At 67.8% G+C, this 18,265-nt stretch carries 14 protein-coding genes and 3 pseudogenes; 7 read left to right on the top strand and 10 right to left on the bottom strand.

Annotated elements, in window-relative coordinates; translation table 11 throughout:
* Positions 1–250 precede the first annotated feature (250 nt).
* Both STRIP9103_RS43835 and STRIP9103_RS43830 read right to left on the bottom strand, forming a co-directional pair.
* Positions 251–1,432, bottom strand: a complete 1,182-nt coding sequence (locus tag STRIP9103_RS43835) for a cytochrome P450 (RefSeq protein WP_009342063.1) — start codon at positions 1,430–1,432, stop codon at positions 251–253.
* A gap of 64 nt (positions 1,433–1,496) precedes the next feature.
* The gene (locus STRIP9103_RS43830; protein ID WP_319663100.1) at positions 1,497–2,207 is read right to left on the bottom strand and encodes an FAD-dependent oxidoreductase; all 711 of its coding nucleotides are present in this window, start codon (positions 2,205–2,207) and stop codon (positions 1,497–1,499) included.
* Positions 2,208–2,932: 725 nt separating this feature from the next.
* Here STRIP9103_RS43830 and STRIP9103_RS43820 point away from each other — a divergent pair.
* Together STRIP9103_RS43820 and STRIP9103_RS43815 are read left to right on the top strand one after the other, a co-directional pair.
* Positions 2,933–3,721 (top strand): SDR family oxidoreductase, encoded by a 789-nt coding sequence (locus STRIP9103_RS43820; protein WP_009342134.1) that lies wholly within the window; start codon positions 2,933–2,935, stop codon positions 3,719–3,721.
* A gap of 103 nt (positions 3,722–3,824) precedes the next feature.
* On the top strand, positions 3,825–4,775 hold the full coding sequence (locus STRIP9103_RS43815) for an alpha/beta hydrolase (protein ID WP_009342204.1): 951 nt from the start codon (positions 3,825–3,827) through the stop codon (positions 4,773–4,775).
* Positions 4,776–5,130: 355 nt separating this feature from the next.
* Here STRIP9103_RS43815 and STRIP9103_RS43810 read toward each other — a convergent pair whose 3' ends face one another.
* Positions 5,131–6,042, bottom strand: a complete 912-nt coding sequence (locus STRIP9103_RS43810) for a tyrosine-type recombinase/integrase (RefSeq protein ID WP_009342173.1) — start codon at positions 6,040–6,042, stop codon at positions 5,131–5,133.
* Positions 6,043–6,057: 15 nt separating this feature from the next.
* Here STRIP9103_RS43810 and STRIP9103_RS43800 point away from each other — a divergent pair.
* A protein-coding gene (locus tag STRIP9103_RS43800) for an IS3 family transposase (RefSeq protein ID WP_086019403.1) occupies positions 6,058–7,238 on the top strand; the annotation gives its coding sequence in 2 pieces (ribosomal slippage) (positions 6,058–6,322 and positions 6,322–7,238; 1,182 coding nt in all).
* A 118-nt stretch (positions 7,239–7,356) separates the two neighbouring features.
* Here STRIP9103_RS43800 and STRIP9103_RS43795 read toward each other — a convergent pair.
* The 4 genes and pseudogenes from STRIP9103_RS43795 to STRIP9103_RS48080 all read right to left on the bottom strand — a co-directional run bounded on the left by STRIP9103_RS43795 (position 7,357) and on the right by STRIP9103_RS48080 (position 12,273).
* Positions 7,357–9,279, bottom strand: coding sequence for an IS4 family transposase (locus STRIP9103_RS43795; RefSeq protein ID WP_009342208.1), 1,923 nt, complete (start codon positions 9,277–9,279; stop codon positions 7,357–7,359).
* A gap of 71 nt (positions 9,280–9,350) precedes the next feature.
* Positions 9,351–10,517 (bottom strand): IS30 family transposase, encoded by a 1,167-nt coding sequence (locus tag STRIP9103_RS43790; RefSeq protein ID WP_199790626.1) that lies wholly within the window; start codon positions 10,515–10,517, stop codon positions 9,351–9,353.
* A gap of 308 nt (positions 10,518–10,825) precedes the next feature.
* Positions 10,826–11,218, bottom strand: a pseudogene (locus tag STRIP9103_RS43785) (IS701 family transposase); the annotation flags it as partial.
* Positions 11,219–11,398: 180 nt separating this feature from the next.
* A protein-coding gene (locus STRIP9103_RS48080; protein WP_374005668.1) for an IS5 family transposase occupies positions 11,399–12,273 on the bottom strand; the annotation gives its coding sequence in 2 pieces (ribosomal slippage) (positions 11,399–11,881 and positions 11,884–12,273; 873 coding nt in all).
* A gap of 385 nt (positions 12,274–12,658) precedes the next feature.
* On the opposite strand from STRIP9103_RS48080, the gene STRIP9103_RS43770 reads away from it, so the two are divergent.
* The 3 genes and pseudogenes from STRIP9103_RS43770 (at position 12,659) to STRIP9103_RS43760 (ending at position 15,106) form a co-directional block, all read left to right on the top strand.
* Positions 12,659–13,429 carry an IS5/IS1182 family transposase gene (locus STRIP9103_RS43770; protein ID WP_009322201.1) on the top strand — a complete coding sequence of 257 codons (771 nt, stop codon included), beginning with the start codon at positions 12,659–12,661 and terminating at the stop codon, positions 13,427–13,429.
* A gap of 137 nt (positions 13,430–13,566) precedes the next feature.
* Positions 13,567–13,797: pseudogene (locus tag STRIP9103_RS52640) on the top strand (IS4 family transposase); the annotation flags it as partial.
* Between the two features lie 391 nt (positions 13,798–14,188).
* Positions 14,189–15,106, top strand: a complete 918-nt coding sequence (locus STRIP9103_RS43760; RefSeq protein ID WP_009342175.1) for an oxidoreductase — start codon at positions 14,189–14,191, stop codon at positions 15,104–15,106.
* Positions 15,107–15,741: 635 nt separating this feature from the next.
* Here STRIP9103_RS43760 and STRIP9103_RS48065 read toward each other — a convergent pair.
* Positions 15,742–16,086, bottom strand: a pseudogene (locus tag STRIP9103_RS48065) (ISAzo13 family transposase); the annotation flags it as partial.
* Between the two features lie 9 nt (positions 16,087–16,095).
* On the bottom strand, positions 16,096–16,677 hold the full coding sequence (locus tag STRIP9103_RS43755) for an MFS transporter (protein ID WP_048822197.1): 582 nt from the start codon (positions 16,675–16,677) through the stop codon (positions 16,096–16,098).
* A 110-nt stretch (positions 16,678–16,787) separates the two neighbouring features.
* Here STRIP9103_RS43755 and STRIP9103_RS43750 point away from each other — a divergent pair, with 110 nt between their 5' ends.
* The gene (locus tag STRIP9103_RS43750; protein WP_009311895.1) at positions 16,788–17,744 is read left to right on the top strand and encodes an IS5 family transposase; all 957 of its coding nucleotides are present in this window, start codon (positions 16,788–16,790) and stop codon (positions 17,742–17,744) included.
* On the opposite strand, the gene STRIP9103_RS43745 is transcribed toward STRIP9103_RS43750, so the two are convergent.
* Complete coding sequence (locus STRIP9103_RS43745; RefSeq protein ID WP_048820324.1) at positions 17,692–18,264, bottom strand: hypothetical protein; 573 nt, start codon at positions 18,262–18,264, stop codon at positions 17,692–17,694. The genes STRIP9103_RS43750 and STRIP9103_RS43745 overlap by 53 nt on opposite strands.
* Between the last annotated feature and the right edge of the window lies 1 nt (position 18,265).

Here is an 18,265-nt window from a genome sequence, read left to right as displayed (position 1 = left end):
GTCCGCGCGGCCGCCCTCAAGAGGCTGTGAAAGTGATCGACGTTGACGAGACCTCGTTGACTGCTATTGCCAGGAACCACTGGTTCCTGGCGAAGGCGGTCGTGTGAGGCATGAGGTTCCCGTCCCTGCCGGCGGGACGCCGTCGCCCCGCGTGCCGTGGTCGGGATCAGGGTCCTGAGAGCCGGAATACCGCGCACGCGGCGCGCGAACAGCCGCTGCCGCTGCGGGCTCACCTCGGTCGGGAAGCGCGTCAGCTGACGCGTACGGGCAGGCTGCGGAAGCCGCGGGTGATGTTGTTGAGGGCGCGCACCGGTTCGCCGGCCAGTTCGATTCGTTCCACGCGGGCGGCCAGGGCCTTGAGTACGGCGTGGACTTCGAGGCGGGCGAGGCCCTGGCTCGCGCAGGCGTGGTTGCCGTAGCCGAAGCCGAGGTGGTCGACGGGGTTGCGATGGATGTCGAAGTGGTCAGGGTCGGGGAAGTGGCGTTCGTCGCGGTTGGCGGCGCCGTAGCTGTGCAGGACGCGGGTGCCGGAGGGGATCAGGACGCCTTCCCCGAGGTCGACTTCGCGGGTGCTGACGCGGGAGAAGACCTGGATGGGGCTCTCGATGCGGACGATCTCGTTGAAGGCGGAGGGGACCATGGCCGTGTCGGAGCGCAGCAGCTCCCACTGCTCGGGGTGGCGGGCGAACAACCACATGCCGCTGGAGATCGCGCTGATGGTGGTGTCGAAGGCAGCCACCACATAGCCCGCGAGCAGGCCGATCGCACCCTCGACGGGGATCTGGCCCGCTTTGTGGGCCTCCAGCAGGGTCCAGCCGAAGCCGCCGGGGACCAGGTTCTCCTTCGCCACGACCTCGGCCAGGTAGCCCATGAGGGCCTCGACCTGCGGTACCGAGGCAGCCGTGCGCGGGCAGACCGGTCCGGCGGAGTCGAACCAGCCCGCGGCCATGTCGAGCAGCCGGTCGCGGCCCTGCTCGGGCCAGCCGATCAGGTCCATGATCACGTGGACGGGGAGGTCCTGCGCCAGGCCCGAGACGGCGTCGAAGGAACCCCGCGTCACCAGGTCGTCGGCCAGTTGCTCGGCTCGGCGGTCGATGCTCTCGGCAACTGGCCGCAGGGCGCGGGGCGACAGGCGGTCGGTGAACAGTTTGCGCTGCTCGGTCTGCGCGGGCGGGTCCATGTTGATCAGGGCGCTGGCCCAGGCGTCGTTGAAACCGTCGTTGAGGCCGATGCCCTGACCGGAGGAGAAGGTCTCCCAGTCAGCGAGGGCAGAACGTACTTGCTCATAGCGGGAGATGAACCACAGGTTGTGGCGGCTGAGGTAGACGGCCGGTCCAAGGTCGCGCAGTGCCTTGTACCGGGGGTAGGGATCGGTGAGCGCTTCGTCGCTGAAGAGGTCGAGATCGGAAGTGAGGGGCGTCGTGGTGGTCATGGCGATCTCCTTTGATCCGGGCTGGGTGGTGGCTGATCGGGGGTTCGGCGGATGTCCGACGTCGTTACGCCGCCAGCGCGCGCAGACGGCTCACCGGGATGCGGTGGTTGAGGGCGGCGACCACGGGGTGGTTCGGGTGGTCCCAGCGCAGCAGGGCGGAGCGGTCGGCCAGTGAGCCCTTGAGTACGGTCGGTTCCCCGGCGGCGGGCAGGTTTCCGGCCAGCTTGACGGCCAGGCCGAACGCCTCCGTCCAGAAGTAGGGCTGTGGCGTGTACGGCGGCGCCGCGTCGCCGTGCAGCAGGGCTGCGACACCGGCCCGTGCCTGGCTGATCGCCGCGTCCCAGTGCGGGGTGCGGCGGAAGCGGCCGTCGCCGGTGGGGAGGGCGGCGACGTCCCCGACGGCGACGATGTCCCGTGCGCCGGCCCGGCAGCGCTCGTCGACGACGACCCCGCCCAGCAGGGCGAGGCCCGCACCCTGAAGCCACTCGGTGTTGGGGCGGCAGCCGACGGCGGTGACGACGAGGTCGGCCTCCAGGCGGCTGCCGTCGGCGAGGCGGGCGCCGTACGGCATCGGGGTCACGCCGTCCGGGCACACGACGGTCCGTACGCCGTGTTCGCGCGTCGCCCGCTCGAACAGTCCGGCAAGGAAGGGGCCGAGCGTCGTCACGAACGGGGCTTGTACGTCGACGACCGTGACCTCGAGGCCGAGTTCGACGGCGACGGAGGCGATCTCCATGCCCAGGAAGCCGCCGCCGATGACCAGTACGCTGCAGATTCGCCATCCCGACGTCGGCGACCTCGAATTCGTCTACGAGGCTGCCGAAGCAGACCCGCCAGGGCGTCCAGCAGGCCTACGACATCGCCACGGTCAGCGCCCAGGACATCGCCGAAGTGATCACCTTCGCCCTCCAGCGCCCCCGGCACCTCGCCATCAACGAGATCCTCCTCCGCCCCGCCGACCAGACACTCTGACCCATCGCACGACCAGGGCATCGCCCCCCGATGCCCGAGGCGCTCGGTTCTCCAGGCCGCCCGACGACCTTGCACCCGAAGCCGGTCCAGTTGACCGACGACGACGTCCTCTTCGGCGACGTGTGGAAACGCGAGGGCGTCTGCCCGCGGGACCGCAGCCTGATCACCATCGCGATCCTGGCCGGCACATCGGGCCCGACCAGACGCTCAGCCACCTGCGCCTGGGCTTGGACGACGAGCGCACCCAGGACGAACTCGTCGAGGCCCTTACGCCCAGACGGGCAGGAGGGCCCGCATGGAACCTCATACGGAACCCCCACCACGAAGGCGCTGTCCGAGCGGTTCACCGGAGATGTCAGGGCCGACGGCATCACCGCCGCCATCCCGCCGCCGAGGCTCACCGCGACCACCGTGCGATTCACCCCGTGCGCACGCACCTCCCGGGCCCCGGCACGCTCTCGGCCACACCGTGCACGCCATCGACGACGCATACGCCGCCGCCCATTCCACGACTGAAGGAGACCGCCCATGAGCATCTCAACCGTGCTCGTCGTCGGGGCCACCGGCAACATCGGTCGCCTGGTGACCGCCGAGGCCATCCGTCAGGACTACCGCACCCGCGCACTCGCACGCGATCCGTCACGTGCGGCCCAGCTCGATGGCGGCGTGGAGATCGTCGCCGGCGATCTGACCCGGCCCGAGTCCCTGCACACCGCCGTCGACGGCGTCGATGCGGTGATCTTCACCCACGGTGCCGACGGCAGTGAACAAACCATCGAACAGGTCAGCTACGGCGGGGTGCGTGACATCCTCGCCCTGCTGACCGGCAGTCAGGTGCGGATCGTCCTGATGTCCGCGGTGGGGGTCACGGCTCGCACGGGGATGTACAACGCCTCGCACCTGGCCGACTGGAAGCGCCGCGCCGAACGCATCGTGCGCGCCAGCGGGCAGCCGTACACGATCCTGCGGCCGGGCTGGTTCGACGCGAACGGCCCCGACGAGCAGCAGCTGGTCATGCGGCAGGGCGACCGGCATCACGCCGGCAGCCCCAGCGACGGTGCCGTCGCGCGGCAGCAGATCGCGCAGGTCCTCGTCGCCGCTCTGGCCTCCCCAACCGCCGTCGGCAAGACGTTCGAGCTCGTGGCTGAGCCCGGCCCGGCTACGAGAGACCTGGAGCCGCTGTTCACGGCTCTGCCTGCGGATCCCGACGGAGCCCTCGACGGCGTCGGCGACGCCGCCAACATGCCGCTGGAGGAAGAACCGCAGCGGGTCCGCGACGACCTGCAGCGGCTGGACGGGGACTACTCCCGCCGCTGAGAACAGCCTGCCCAACGCAAGGAACGACACCGACAGAACCTCAGCCGACGCTCCCATCGGCAGTCACGAACCAGAACCGCACCAACACCTGAAAGAAGAGCTCATGAGCCTCGAATTCCAGACCACCTTTGCCGTCCCCCCGACCCCGGCCCCGAACGTGACCGTCGAGAACGTCACCTTCCCCAATCGCGACATGCAGGTCGCAGGTCACCTGTACACCCCGAAGGAGCGGCCGGCGGGCAAGAAGTACTCCGCCATCGTCGTCGGGCACCCGTTCCTCGGCATCAAGGAGCAGACCTCGGGCTTGCACGCGGCGCTCCTTGCCGAGCTGGGTTACGTCGCCCTCGCGTACGACGCCACGCACTATGGCGAGAGCGGCGGCCAGCCGCGCGAGGAAGAGGTCCCGTCCGACCGCGTGGAGGACTTCAGCGCAGCCATCGACTTCCTGACGACGCTGGACTACGTGGACCCCGAGCGCATCGGCGTCGTCGGCGTCTGCGCCAGCGGCGGGTACTCCATCGCGGCCACCCAGCAAGAAGCACGCATCAAGGCGATCGCCACCGTCAGCATGTTCAACATGGGACGTGTCCACCGCCAGGAGATGGGGGACCCCAAGGAGCTTCTCGCCGCGGTTGGTGCGAACCGGACCAGTGTGGCGAACGGCGGCGAGGTGGAATACCTCAGGCCGCTGCCGACCGAGGTCGACGAGAACACCCCGCACCTGTTCAAGACCTTCGTCGACTACTACGACAGCCCGCGTGGGCAGCACCCGAGGAACACGGGCCGCTACACGGTGGCGAGCGCGGCGCGACTGATCAACTTCTTCCCGCTCGCGCAGATCGAGACGATCTCCCCGCGCCCGCTTCTGATGATCGTGGGCGAGAACGCCGAGTCCCGGTACTACACCGACGAGGCGTTCGAGAAGGCGGCCGAACCCAAGGAGCTGTTCGTCGTGCCCGGTGCCGGACACGTGGACCTGTACGACCAGCCGCAGTACATGGCGGTCTCCATGCAGAAGCTCGACGACTTCTTCGCCAAGCACCTGGGAAGCTGACGCGCCCCACTTCAGCAGGAAACGGAGGCACTACCACTTCCCCGACGATCCCCAGGGCAGCGCGGGCCACGCCGGCGCCGCCCTGGCGGCGTACGATCAGCCGTCTACGGTCGGCGGCTGTCCCACAGGATGAGTCGGCCGATCGCCGCGTGCCCGCGTCGGGTGATCGACTCTTCGCGCGCGTGAGCTGCTCGGCGGGGCCCTCAAGCGGTCCCAGCCCGATCGACCGCGCGCAAGGGCAGCAATCGCACGACAAGTACCGGCGCCTGCTCTGGCAACGCGGCATCCGACCCGTGACGCCGAACGAGGCCAGCCCCACGGCACTGGCTGATCGTTGGTGACCGAAGTTGTCGCGCTACGGAGGCCAATCGGCTGGGAGACGCTTGGTGTCAGGACACGTCCGATGCCCGAGCAGCAAAGGTTGACCACTCCGTAGTGCGCCCGCCGGTTCATCGATGTGTGAGAACGCGGTTCCGAACACGATGACCGTGACTTCCTCCACGGCGAGGGGTGGGTGGGCGTAGGTGTCCCAGGTTTCGGAGAATTTGGCGTGCCGGGAGAGCGCTTGGACGGTCTTCGGGTCGTGCTTGCCGGAGCCGCCGAGGGTGGTGGTGTAGAAGTGCTTGAGGTCGTGGAAGCGGGTTCTTTCCGGAAGTCCTGCTTGCTTCACTGCCCTTCGCCATTTCTGATAGAAATCGGTGTTGAGTACGGGCCGGCCGAAACGGTTGGTGACGATCAGCCCCTCGTCCGGCGGCTCGACGTAGCCGCGTGCCTGGCGGCGGCGCTCGGCGGCTGGCGAGACGGGCTCTGGCTCCGAGAAGCGTGACACGTGGTGTGTCAGTCGCTCGATCAGGAAGTGATCCACGGGCAAGGTGGCGTAGCTGGCCTTGGTCTTGAGGCGTACGGCCTTGCCGCGTTGGCGTTGTTCTTCGATGTGAAGCAGGTCGTGCATCCAGGCCACCTGGGTTCGTTTCAGTCCGAAGGCCTCGCCTTGGCGCAGTCCGGCGCAGGCTCCGAGCCAGATCAGGACCTCATAGCGCGGCGCTACCCTCCGCATGGCCTTTGCGACTGCCGCGACCTGTCCGGGTGACAGAGTGACCTTGACGCGTGGTGTGACGTCCGGGAGTTCGATCCGGGCCACGATGTTGGGAGGGAGTGGGACATCCTCGTCCAGCATGTAATGCACGAGGATGCGCCAGGTCTTGAAGATCTGGATGAGGGGCCACGAAGTTTCCGGACAGGCACCCAATAGGGTTGTCCTGAACAAGGAAACGAGGAAGAAGTGGCGCCACCCAGTAAGTACTCGCCGGAGTTCCGCGAGGAAGCCGTCCAGATCGCGTTGAGGTCAAGCAAGACGATCTCCGAAGTCGCCCGGGAGCTTGAGCTGAACTCGGAGACGCTACGCGGCTGGGTGAAGAAGTACCAGAAGCAGCAGGAACCGGCCCCCGAGGCGGAACTGACGGTGAACGAGCGAGCACGCCTGAAGGAACTCGAACGACGCAACCGCGAGCTGGAGATGGAAGTTACCTTCCTGAAAAAAGCCGCAGCGTACTTCGCGAAGGATCCCCGGTAGCAAGCAAGTACGAGTTCATCGACGAGATGCGGCTCGACACCGAGAAGTACGCATACAGCGTCGAGTTCATGTGCGGCCGACTCGGCGTCTCCAGATCCGGCTACTACGACTGGCGATCCCGCCCAAAATCCGCGACCGCCCAGCGGCGCGAAGAACTGAAATTGCTCATCGAGAAAGCCTTCGACATGTCCGACAGCACCTACGGGCACAGGCGCATCCAGGCCCAGCTGCACCGCTGGGACGTCGCCGCGGGCGTGGAGCTGGTCCGCCGCCTCATGCGCGAACTGGGCCTGATGCCCTGCCTGCCACGACCGAAGAGGTTCAACCTCACTCAGGCTGCGGCCGGCCAGGTGCTGGACCTCGTCGGCCGCGACTTCACCGCGGATGCGCCCGGCGAGAAGCTCGTCGGTGACATTACCTATATCGCGACCGGGGAAGGCTGGCTGTACCTCGCAACGGTCATCGACTGCTGCACGAAGGAAGTCATCGGTTACGCCATGGACGACCACTACCAAACCTCACTGATATCCAGGGCGATCCGTAACGCGGCACGGAACAGGAACCTCTCGGCCGACGCGATATTTCACTCGGATCGCGGAAGTAACTACATGTCAGCCGAGTTCGGGAGGACGCTGGACCGGTTCGGGCTCCGCAGATCTGCCGGCCGCACCGGGATCTGTTTCGACAACGCCATGGCCGAATCATTCTTCGATGCCCTGAAGAACGAGCGCGTATCAAGGGTGACTTACCTGACCCGCGAGGCCGCCCGGCAGGACATCACTCGCTACATCGAATTCTGGTACAATCGCAAACGCCTCCACTCGGCGGTGGGTTACCGCCCTCCGCGCGAAGTCCACGCCGAGTATGAGAAGTTGCGAATCGCCGCGTGAAATAAACGGTCAGAAGCCTGTCCGGAAAACGCGAGGCCCCTCAGGCGAGGAGTTTAGCGAGGCGCTGGGCTGGGGTTTCCCAGTCCAGCGTTTTGCGTGGGCGGCCAATGCCGCGAAGTTAGGCGTTATCAGTGCTGGTCAAGTGGGTGGAGGTGTCCGGTGGTTCCGGTTTGGTGCGATGTCTGCAGGCGCCTTTGCGGGGCCTGTCGATCAGTCCCTTGCGGGCCCAGGCGGCCATCTGCACGTTGAGGCTGTGCACGTTGGTTATGCCGAGCGCGGGCGCGATCTCGTCGGGTCGCCAGGCGTGTTCGGGTGCGGACTGCAGGATGGTGAGGGTGCCGTCCAGTCGGGACAACGTGGGATCCACCGGTGGCGGGGTCGGGGGCGCTGGGGGCGGTGCGTCCGGCCCTTCGAGGAGCATGTATACCCCCTGCGAGACCTTGGTGATCTGCCCTTGGCGTGCCCACCGGGCCAGCAGGACGCAGAAGCTGCTCACGTTCTGTGCACCTGTAGCGGTGGCCAGCTCGGTGGCGCCCCAGCGGCGGCCGGGATGAGCGCGCAGGACGGCGTGAGCTTGGTCGATCAACGAGGGCGGACGTGAGGTCGACGGTGGCGTGACGGTCGGGAAAGGGTGTCGGCGCGAGACGAATGCGGGTGTTGCGGGCTGGACGGCATGGATGCTGACGGTGATCGAGTCGATGGCGGTGCTTCGTGCGGGCCGGGTCTCCTCGGGGCGGGGGTAGGTATAGCGGGACAGGGGGCATTTGACGCGGCGGGCGCTGAAGCGTGCGCGGCGGGCGGGCAACAGATTCGCCAGCACCGCCCGGCCTATCCGGCCCACTACCTGGTCGCCGGCGTCTTCGGGGACCCCCGCGGCGACCAACTGGTCGCGGGCTGCTTCCAGAGCGACGGTGAAACTGGCCCGGTCCGGGTTAGTGCCCAGGGCGGTCTCGACGGCGTCGACCATCGCCGTGCGCAGGAGCTGGTAGAGCGTCAGCAGCGCCCACATCTCCTGCTGGACGCCTGCCGGATCGGCCGAACGCAGAACGCGTCCGCGCATCAGGGTGTGACGCAGGGCGTAGTAGGCGGATTCGATCTCCCAGCGTTCGTGGTAGAGCCGCACCAGGATCTCGGCCGGGTCGGCGACCGGGTCAAGCAGGGTGGTGACCAGGCGGTAGCCGTCGCGCGCCGCGGTGCCGTCAGTGCCGGTCGCGGTGACATCGGCCTCAATGATGCGGACCTGGACACCGCGGATGCGCGCCAGGTAGGAGCCGTCCGGCAGGCGGTCTCCAGTCGGCAGGCGCCACAGCGAGGTCAGGCGCACCAAGAACTGCGCGCCTGTCCCGGCGATCTGGGCCAGGAACCTGCCGTCGTCGAAGCCGCGGTCGGCCAGCACCAGCTGGTCGGGGCCCAGCAGGTGCAGCAGGCGGCGGGCGTAGTGGTTCTCCCCGTGCCGCTTGGGCCCGAAGCAGGCGCCGAGCACACCCCGGCTTCCGGTCTCCACCAAGGTCATCAACCGCAGCGTGGGGTAGCTGGCCCAGCCCAGATGGAGCTTGGCCCGGCCCAGCCAGCCCCGGTTGCGGTCTGCGTCAGGCACTTTGAGCGAGTTGCAGCCGTCGAACGCGACGGTGCGCCAGCGCCGGTAGCACACCCCTGGGGTCCGTGGCTGGGCCAGCGGCCCGGCGACCACCTCGAACAACGCCTTCAACGGCGCGGGCCCCAGGCGGCGACGCAGGTCACGCAGCGCCTTCTCCGACGGGACCGGAACGCGGAGCCCGGCCAGACCCGCGACCAGCTTGTCCCAGACCCTGGCATAGCCCAGGTGCGGGAACAGCCCCAGCGCGAGCACGAAGTAAATCCCCACCCGCGATGGAAGGCACCGTAATCGCTGCTGGACCGTCCCTGTCTCCTCCAGCACCGCATCCACCAACTCGACGGGAACGTACCGTGTCAACTCGCCCAGATGTCCCGGGGCGAACACCTCGCCAGCGGCAGGGACAGCGGGTACAACAACGCTGGAGACAGAGCGACTGCGCAACACGACCTCGGACTCGGGCAGGCCATCACGAACCGTCCCTGACTAACCCGAGGGAACCGTCTGCGAAGGAGGAATCAACGATCCCGGCCACACTCTTGACGTGCACTGATAACGCCTAACTTCGCGGCATTGCGTGGGCGGCCGTTGAGTTCGGCGGCGACGGCGTCGAGGTGTTCGCGGCTGTGCCGGGACAGGTCGGTGCCCTTGGGGAAGTACTGCCGAAGCAGCCCGTTCGTGTTCTCGTTCGAGCCGCGCTGCCAGGGGCTGGAGGGGTCGCAGAAGTAGACCGGCATGCCCGTGGCCATGGAGAACTGGTGGTGCAGGCCCATCTCTGCGCCCTGGTCCCAGGTCAGGGAGCGCCGAAGGTGGGCCGGGAGGGTGCTGACGGTGTCGATCAGTGCGTCGCGGACGGTGATGGTGTCGCGGTTGCCGGGCAGATGGACCAGCATCACGTAGCGGGTGGTCCGCTCGACCAGGGTGCCGATCGCGGAGCCGTTGTTCTTGCCGATGATCAGGTCTCCCTCCCAGTGGCCGGGCACGGCCCGGTCCTCGGCCTCGGCCGGCCGGTCGCTGATCATCACCATCGGTGCCGGATAGCGCGGAACGCGCTGGTCGGGACGGCGTTGAGGCTTGCGGAGGGTGCGGCCGGTCCGCAGCGCCCTGGTGAGTTCGCGGCGGAGTTCGCCCCGGCCCTGGACGTAGAGTGCCTGGTAGATCGTCTCGTGCGACACGTGCATCTCCGGCTGGTCGGGGAAGTGCAGGCGCAGGCTCCGGCTGATCTGCTCGGGACTCCACTTCAGCCCCAGCCACGACTGGATGGTGTCACGCAGCAGCACACACGCCGCGATCTTCCCGCCCTTGGGGCGGGGCCGCCGGGCCCGTGCCCGGGCGTGCGCGGCATGCGGCCGGTACTGGCCGTTCACGGGGTGCCGGTTGCGGCGGATCTCCCGGCTGACGGTAGACGGGCTGCGGCCCAGCTCGGCCGCGATGGTCCGGACGGTGGCCTTCTCCCGCAGCCGGTCGGCGATGTGTATCCGCTCGTCCCCGCCGAGATAACGGGAGTCGCCCCGGACCTCGATCAACCGCGTCCCGGCCGTCCTGACGGCACGGACCGCGACCGCGGGCGCATCCTTCGCCCTCGGCCGCGGCCTCTTGACCCGGCCCTCCGGCCGTCCGTAACGCCACTCCCGGCCAGTCCGCTCGTGGACCCCCACGATCCTGCTGGCCTGCGCGTTGCTCATTCCTTGATCCACAAGGGAAAGGTAGAGCTCACGCTCCTTCAGGAGCTTCCTGGGCCCCTGCGGCCTCCGGTCCTCCCGGATCTCGAAGTCCACTGCAACTCCCTACAAACGGGGGGTTGCAACGACCTCTTGAACTGAAGTGGAACGGGGGCTCTTGGGCTTCTTCCCCGAGCTTCGCACCCCGCCGTTACCAGCGACGCACGTCGGGGAGGGGACGGGCCTTGGACACTGGCCCGGGTTACGTCATCGGCGTCATGCCGACCTCCTCCCTGCGTAACCACTCACAGCGTGCGACCTCGCGTCGCACCGCCGATCTGGCAGTTCTCAGTGCGGCCGGCGGTGCCGGAGTACTGGCGCTGCACGCCGGCCGACGTGGTGCCTTTCTTGAGGAAGCCGGTGTCGTCGAGGATGAGAATGCCGTCGGGCTCGCCGAGCCGTTCGGCTACGTACTGCTGGAGGTCGTCGCGGAGTTCATCGGCGTCCCAGTGGGCACCGTTGAGGAGCCTTTGGAGGCGGTCGGGCGTGTGGTGTCCGGCGTGTTCGGCCAGCTGCCAGCTGTTTTTGCGGCCGACCGGCCCCAGCAGCCCGCGAACGTAGTCACGCATCCTGCGACGCGGCTCGACGCGCCCGAAGCGGTGGCCGGTACGCAGGAACAGTTCCTCGAGCTCGTCGTTCCAGATCTCAACTGCACGCTCGTCGATCACGCCCGGAGGCTGCCCAGACCGTTGCCACTATGAGCGTCGGCTGCACACGATCGAGGGGCGGCCAAGGAAAGAGAAAACGGACCCGCGATCAGCCCACTACACTCACCCAAACCGCCCCTGAACAGGGAAAACGTCAAAGTACTGCTGGAGTACTAGGGTGCGTTTTGAAAGTGCTGGTCACAGCCACTCGTTGATGGCTGCGACCAGCACGGTCGCCTCGTAGCGAACTGCCAACTTGTCGTATCTCGTGGCGACAGCGCGGTGCCGCTTGAGGCGATTGATTCCGCACTCGACCGCGTGGCGCTCCTTGTAGTCGGCCTTGTCGAACTTAGGTGGCCGGCCGCCGTGGGAGCCGCGGTTCTTGCGGTTGGCGATCTGGTCGCGCTTCTCCGGGATCGTGCAGCGGATACCGCGCTTGCGCAGGTAGGCACGGTTCGCGCGGGAGCCGTACGCCTTGTCGGCACGCACCTTGTCCGGCCGGGTGCGCGGGCGGCCCGACCCGAGCCGGGGCACCCGGATGCGGCCCAAGACCACCTGGAACTGCGGGGAATCACCGCGCTGTCCTGCCGTGATGACCAGCGACATCGGTTTCTGGGCCTGCTCGACCGCCAGGTGGAGCTTGGTTGTCAGCCCGCCCCGGGAGCGTCCGAGCCCGTGGTCGTCGGGCTCGATGAACACACCGCCTGGCGGCTCGATCTGCAGATCCCCTTTTTGCGGGCGCCGGCCGCATGCTGGTGGGCGCGGGCGATGGTCGAGTCCACCGAGACGTCCCAGGTGATCAGTCCCTCGGCGTCGGCCTGGGCCTGCAGCTGTTCGAAGATGCGGTGCCAGGTGCCGTCCCGCTGCCAGCGGCGGAACAGGCCGTAGACCGTCTCCCACGGGCCATAGCGCTCGGGCACGTCCCGCCAGGGAGCACCGGCGCGGGTGCGCCACCGTATGCCGTCTATCAGTTGCCGCTTGGTGTGCACCGGTGGCCGTCCAGGCTTCTTGCCGACCGGGAGCAGGGGCTCCAGCTTCGCCCACTGTGTATTCGTCAGATCATGCCGCCCCACGAAGTGGGATCTTGACACATCAAGATCCACATATGAAACGCACCCTAGGGCGCGTATCGAGTCGTGATCAATGTGCGTTCCGGGTGAGGTCCTTGATCCAGACCATTGAGGCTCGTAGGTGGAGGCCGGCGAGGTAGCTGTCTGGGGTCTTGTCGTAGCGGGTGGGTGCGCCACGAGGCGCCATGGAATCGAGTGAGGTGAGAGACCTTCACCACCGGGTTGTCGTAGCAATCCGGTTGAAGCTGGGGGCAGTTCGGTTCCGGGGGATGCCGAGCCGAGCGGTAAGCAGCCCCGACAACGCCGGGACGGGTTGGTACTGCCAGACGGCCCGGGTCCGGCTAAGGGTTGTCCCGTAACTGCTGGTCACGGGTGAGATGATCTTGGTGTGGCTGGTGTGATCACGGCGTCGGAGCCGTCTTGGATAGCCCCGTTCACCGGGCTGAGTCCGCGTCAGTTCAGCAAGCTGATCACCGCCTTGCGGCGGGAGGGCGCGGATCCGGTCCGTAAGGGCCGGCCCTGGAGCCTGCCGCTGGAGGACCGGGTCCTGCTGGTCGCCGCGTACTGGCGCACGAACCTCACCCTGCGCCAGCTCGCCCTGTTGTTCGGGGTATCGAAGTCGGCGGCCGACCGCATCGTCGACCACCTCGGGCCGTCGCTCGCGCTCCAGCAGCGCAAACGGTTCCGCAAGGACACCGTGCTGATCGCGGACGGAACCCTGGTGCCGACCCGCGACCACAGCATCGCCGAGCAGTCGAAGAACTACCGGTACTCCACCAACCACCAGGTCGTCATCGACGCCGACACCCGGCTCGTCGTCGCCGTCGGCCGGCCACTGCCGGGCAACCGCAACGATTGCAAGGCGTGGGAACTGTCCGGCGCAAAGGACGCCGTCGGAAAGACGACCGTGATCGCGGACGGCGGCTACCGGGGCACCGGCCTGGTCATCCCGCACCGCCGCGAACGCGGCCAGGCCGAACTCCCGGCCTGGCAGGAAGAGCACAACGCCTCCCACCGCAAGGTCCGCGCCCGCGTCGAGCACGTATTCGCCCGGATGAAGAGCTGGAAGATCCTGCGCGACTGCCGCCTGAAAGGCGACGGCGTCCACCACGCCATGCTCGGTATCGCCCGCCTGCACAACCTCACCCTCGCCGAGTGACGGGAAACGAGCAGGTCAACCAGCATGCCGTAGATCATTTACGGGACAGCCCTTAGACACCTCTCTCAACGGCATGGGAGCCCTGTCCGTTGCCTCCGGTCCCGCTGTCACTCATTCGGGGGCCACCCTGAAAACCCTCACTGGACGAGATCAAGACCCATCAGGGCGGACCCCGCATGGTCCTACGCTCCCAACACCCGGCCGGCGTCGAACAGGAGATCTTCGGTTTCCTCCTGGTGCACCACGCCCTGCGGGACCTGATGCACAAAGCCGCGCAGCAGGCGGAGCACGATCCTGACCACATCTCGTTCACCCGCACCCTGCGCATCGTCCGCCGCCAGGTCACCGACCAGGCGGCGTTTTCCCCCTCCCGGCCGACCAGGGCCCTGGCCACGGCACTACGTGAGATCCGCGAACGTCCTCTGCCTCCCCGCCAGTTACGCAACAACCCCCGCGTCATCAAACGCAAGATGTCCAACGGGAAACTCAAGAGGAGCGAGCACCGCAACCCATCCCGGCCGGATGCACCCCGCGCAGCCCTGGTCGGGCCGACGAAGCCCAGGCCGACCCGCGGGAAAACCACCTAAATCACTGTTATTACTCCTAGACCCGCACTTCGCGGGTCTAGTGCTGACGCGGCACTAGAGGTCCGATGACAGCCGGATGTTCCCCGAAGGGCCAGCCTTGCGCCAACAGTATCCTGACCGATCGGACGCCTGGGCACATTACCCACGGCCGAGCACGAGGAGCAGCCGGAGTATGGCAGGTTGGACAGCGGACGACATCCCGTGGCAGAAAGGTCGTGTCGCAGTGGTTACCGGGGCCAACAGCGGCCTCGGCTACTGCACGGCCCAGGAACTGGCCGTGCGCGGAGCCAAGGTGCTGCTCGCCTGCCGTAGCCCGGAGCGCGGGATGGAGGCAGTCCGTCGGCTGCGCGCGCGGGAGCCGGACATCGACGTCGAGTACCGGCCGTTGGATCTGGCCGATCTGGCGTCCGTACGGGCGTTCGCCGCGGAACTGGACATGGACCGTCTCGATCTTCTGATCAACAACGCCGGGATCGGCGGAGTACCGTTCGGCAGGACGGCGGAAGGGTTCGAGACCCATCTGGGCACCAACCATGTGGGCCACTTCGCACTGACCGGGCTGCTGCTGCCGCGCCTTCTTGCCACACCCGGGTCTCGCGTGATCACGGTCTCCAGCGTCATGCACTTCGCGGCCCGGTGCGAACCGGATGACCTCCAGGGCCAACGCCGCTTCTACCAGCGCTGGCTGGCCTACGGGCGCTCCAAGACCGCGAACCTGTTGTTCACCCATGAACTGTCGCGTCGGCTATCAGCGGCAGGAGCGACCACCGTCGCCGCCGCCGCGCATCCGGGATACGCGGCCACCGGCCTTCAGCGCAACGCCGTCGGGCAGAACGGCCCCCGTCTCCTCGACAGGCTGCTCGTGCTGGGCAACCGGTTCGTCGCCCGGCCACCGGAGGCCGGCGCTCTGCCCACGCTCTACGCTGCGACGTGCCCAGCGGTCGGTCAGGGTGTCTACATCGGCCCCGGCTCCCTCACCCACACTCTGCCCGTATCCGCGCGGCGCGCGCCGTGGGCCCGTGACGCGCGTCGGGCGAAAGCGTTGTGGGAGGCGTCGGAGCGGCTGTCGGGTGTGAAGGCCGGTATCTGAGGGCGTGGTTGAAAGAGCGGTAACGGTCGTTGCTTGCTTGCCCGGCCCATCGCGCTCTCGACGGGACAGCAGCAGGACGACCACTCCTGCGGACCACTCCGGTTCCCAAGGAGTGGTGATCGGTCCCCAAGCTTCTCGATGACAAGCACGTGCCATTGCACAAGAAGATCGTGAGGTGGGAGACGCGTAGTCGCGTGTACAGGACGTGAACATCAGGCGCTGGTGTGGATGGACAGCGGTGCCGGAAGGCCGCGGGCACTGCCGGCCGACGGGATGTTCTGCCGCCCCGGCTCGGTGAGCGGGTCGGCTGGCGTGGCTGGGGCCGACTACGGCGGCCCGCTGACCTCCTGGATGGGCAACGTCATCCGTCTGCGCCGAGGGGCCGACGGGCCTCCTGGATACGACAACGACCCCTGGTGGCTGCGCAAGGAACACCAGAGCGCGATCATGGCCGCACAGCTGCGGGTGCTGGGCAAGGAGAAGAAGGCGCCCGGTTCGGGAAGGATGTGGCGAGCGGCCGTGCCGGCCGAACAGCGCACGCTGATCACCCGGACGATCGAGAGCGCCGAGGAACAGCTGCTCCAGCTGCGCGGAGCGCAGAGCGGATCCACCGCCGATGTCGCCCAGCAGTTCGTGCGGGTGGCCTTCACCGTCCACCCGCAACGGCGACTCCGGATCACCTCGCTGGTCCGGCCCGACCAGTGCCAACAAGTAGGGACCAGAACCGGATCGGCATCCCGCAGTCGCTTGCGTCCTCCGCCCGGACCCGGCCAGTCGGCTCCCCGCCGACCATCAGCTCGCGGACACCACGGGACACCGTGGACTTCGCAACTCCTACCGCAACCGGCCGCCACCCGGATGCCGCCAAGCCCCAGCACACGGGCCGCCGCACCGAGCACAAGACGCCGCTGTCGCTCATCCACCTGCGGCAACAGTAAAGCGAACACGTCCGCCAGCGCAGCCTCGGTCCCCTCCCACACACCAGTACCCTACCGGCCAACACCCTTACCAAACGGAGGAGTTACCTTCCGGTAGCTCCCTGGAGTGTGGGCCATTCTGTTCGTCAGGAGGTAGCTCGCCGCAGACAGTAGGGCGATCGACAGTACGGCGATCCATAGGCCGGTGTCGCCGAAGTGTTCCCGTAGGGGCAGGCCCAGTCCCGGGACCAGTGCGCTGCCGAGCCAGATGGACGAGGACATCACGCCCAGGTAGGCGCCCTGGTGGCCCTCGGGTGCCAAGCGGAGTGCTGCCTGTTCGCTTGCCGGGCCCCAGATCATGTTGCCGACGATGAAGGCCAGGGTAAGGACCAGAACGGCGCCCAGTGTCGCTTGGATCATGAGGGTCAGGAACGCTGCCCCCATGAGGATGGTGCCTGCCGCGAGGCAGAACGTGGGGGAGAATCCGACGATCCATCGCGCGATGCGTAGTTGGAAGAGGATGACCAGAGCCGGGCCGAGTGCGTAGACCCGGCCCCAGTCCGACGGAGACAGGCCGTGGGACTGGGAGAGGACGATCGGGAGGACCGTCTCGTAGGTGTAGATCACGGTCCAGGCGGAGATTGTGGCCAACATCAGAAGCCGTATCTCAACCGATCATGGAACGTGCAGGTCGAACAGGTTTCCCGCCGGGGTGATCTTCCCGGTGTATGCGCATGAAGGCAGGGCCTCCTGGTAGCTCGGGGGTGCGACCCCATTCCGAGCGGTTCCCGGAGGCCCTGTTGTCGTTGTTGTACGCGCCCGAGCCCGTTGACTTCAACTCGCCCGCCGTGTCGTGTGATTGCCTCGCGCACGTGTACGGCAACGCGGCCGACCGTCCCGAACGGGTGCGCCGGTATCCGTCGGACATGACGGACACGGAGTGGGCGGCCATCCGGCCGCTGCTGCCGGTGCCGGCCTGGCTCCAGGGGCGGGGCGGACAGCCCGAGGGCTACTGCCACCGGCAGATGTTGGACGCGATCCGCTATCTGGTCGCGGGCGGGATCTCGTGGCGGGCGATGCCCGCGGACTTCCCCGATTGGGGCCGGGTTTACGCCTTCTTCCGCCGCTGGCGCGAGCACGGGCTGATCGCCGAGTTCCACGACCGGCTGCGCGGACGGGTAAGGGAGCGCGAAGGCCGAGAGGCCGAGCCCACGGCCGGGATCATCGACGCGCAGTCGGTGCGGGCCGCCGCGACGGTGCCGGCCTCCTCACGCGGTTACGACGGCGGGAAGAAAGTGCCCGGGCGTAAGCGGCACATCGTGACCGACTGCCTCGGCTTGCTCCTGGTCGTCGCGGTCACCGCCGCGAACATCGGCGACCGCGACGCCGCCGTGGGCCTGTTGGCCCGGCTGCGCAGCCTGCACCGCGACATCACCCTCGTCTGGGCCGACGGCGGCTACACCGGCTCCATCGTCGACTGGTGCCGTCAGAAACTCGCCCTGACCTTGGAGATCGTCAAACGCACCGACGACATGCAGGGGTTCGTGGTGCTGCCCAGACGCTGGGTGGCAGAGCGCACGTTCGCGTGGCTGATGAACTCCCGCCGACTGGCGAGGGATTACGAAACACTGCCCGCTACCAGCGAGGCGATGATCCGGTGGTCGATGGTCACGCGGATGGGCCGGCGTCTGGCACGGCCACGGACCGTCGGCCGGCGCTGAACATGCCCGACGTCTCCTGCACCAGCCACCCGCGCTCCGCCAGGCGCCTGGCCTTCGAGCGCACCCCCTCGACCTTGGCCGGCGTCGTCTGAAGGCCCAGCCCCACCGCGATCTCCTTGGCCTTGAGCGGCCCCTGGCCCGCCGGGCACCGCTCCTCCACCACACCCAGAATCCGCTGGTAGTCCGAGGTCAGCACCGTCACCGGGAGCCCGTCTCGCCACGGCGGCACCGTCGAGCCCGGCACCGGTGCAGGCGAGGGCACTGTTGCCTGCTCGGCCTCGGTCCGGGGTTCGGTCACCGCAGTCGTCTCGGCCGCGGAGGCGGCCAACGCCTCGACCAGCTCCTCCCGCGCGATCACCCGCCGGTCCAGCTCGATCTCCGCGGCCTCCAATGCCTCAGCCAGCCGCGCGGCATCCTCCCGCAGGCCCTCCACCCGCAGGCCCTCCACCCGCACACGGGCAGCCGTCTCCCGCTCCTCCAGCATTCCCAGCACCGACGCCACCGCGCACCCCTCGGCCATC

It is taken from the genome of Streptomyces ipomoeae 91-03, assembly GCF_000317595.1.
Lineage (GTDB): Bacteria > Actinomycetota > Actinomycetes > Streptomycetales > Streptomycetaceae > Streptomyces > Streptomyces ipomoeae.
The sequence above is the reverse complement of the archived record's forward strand: the minus strand, read 5'-3'. Positions and strand labels throughout refer to the sequence as shown.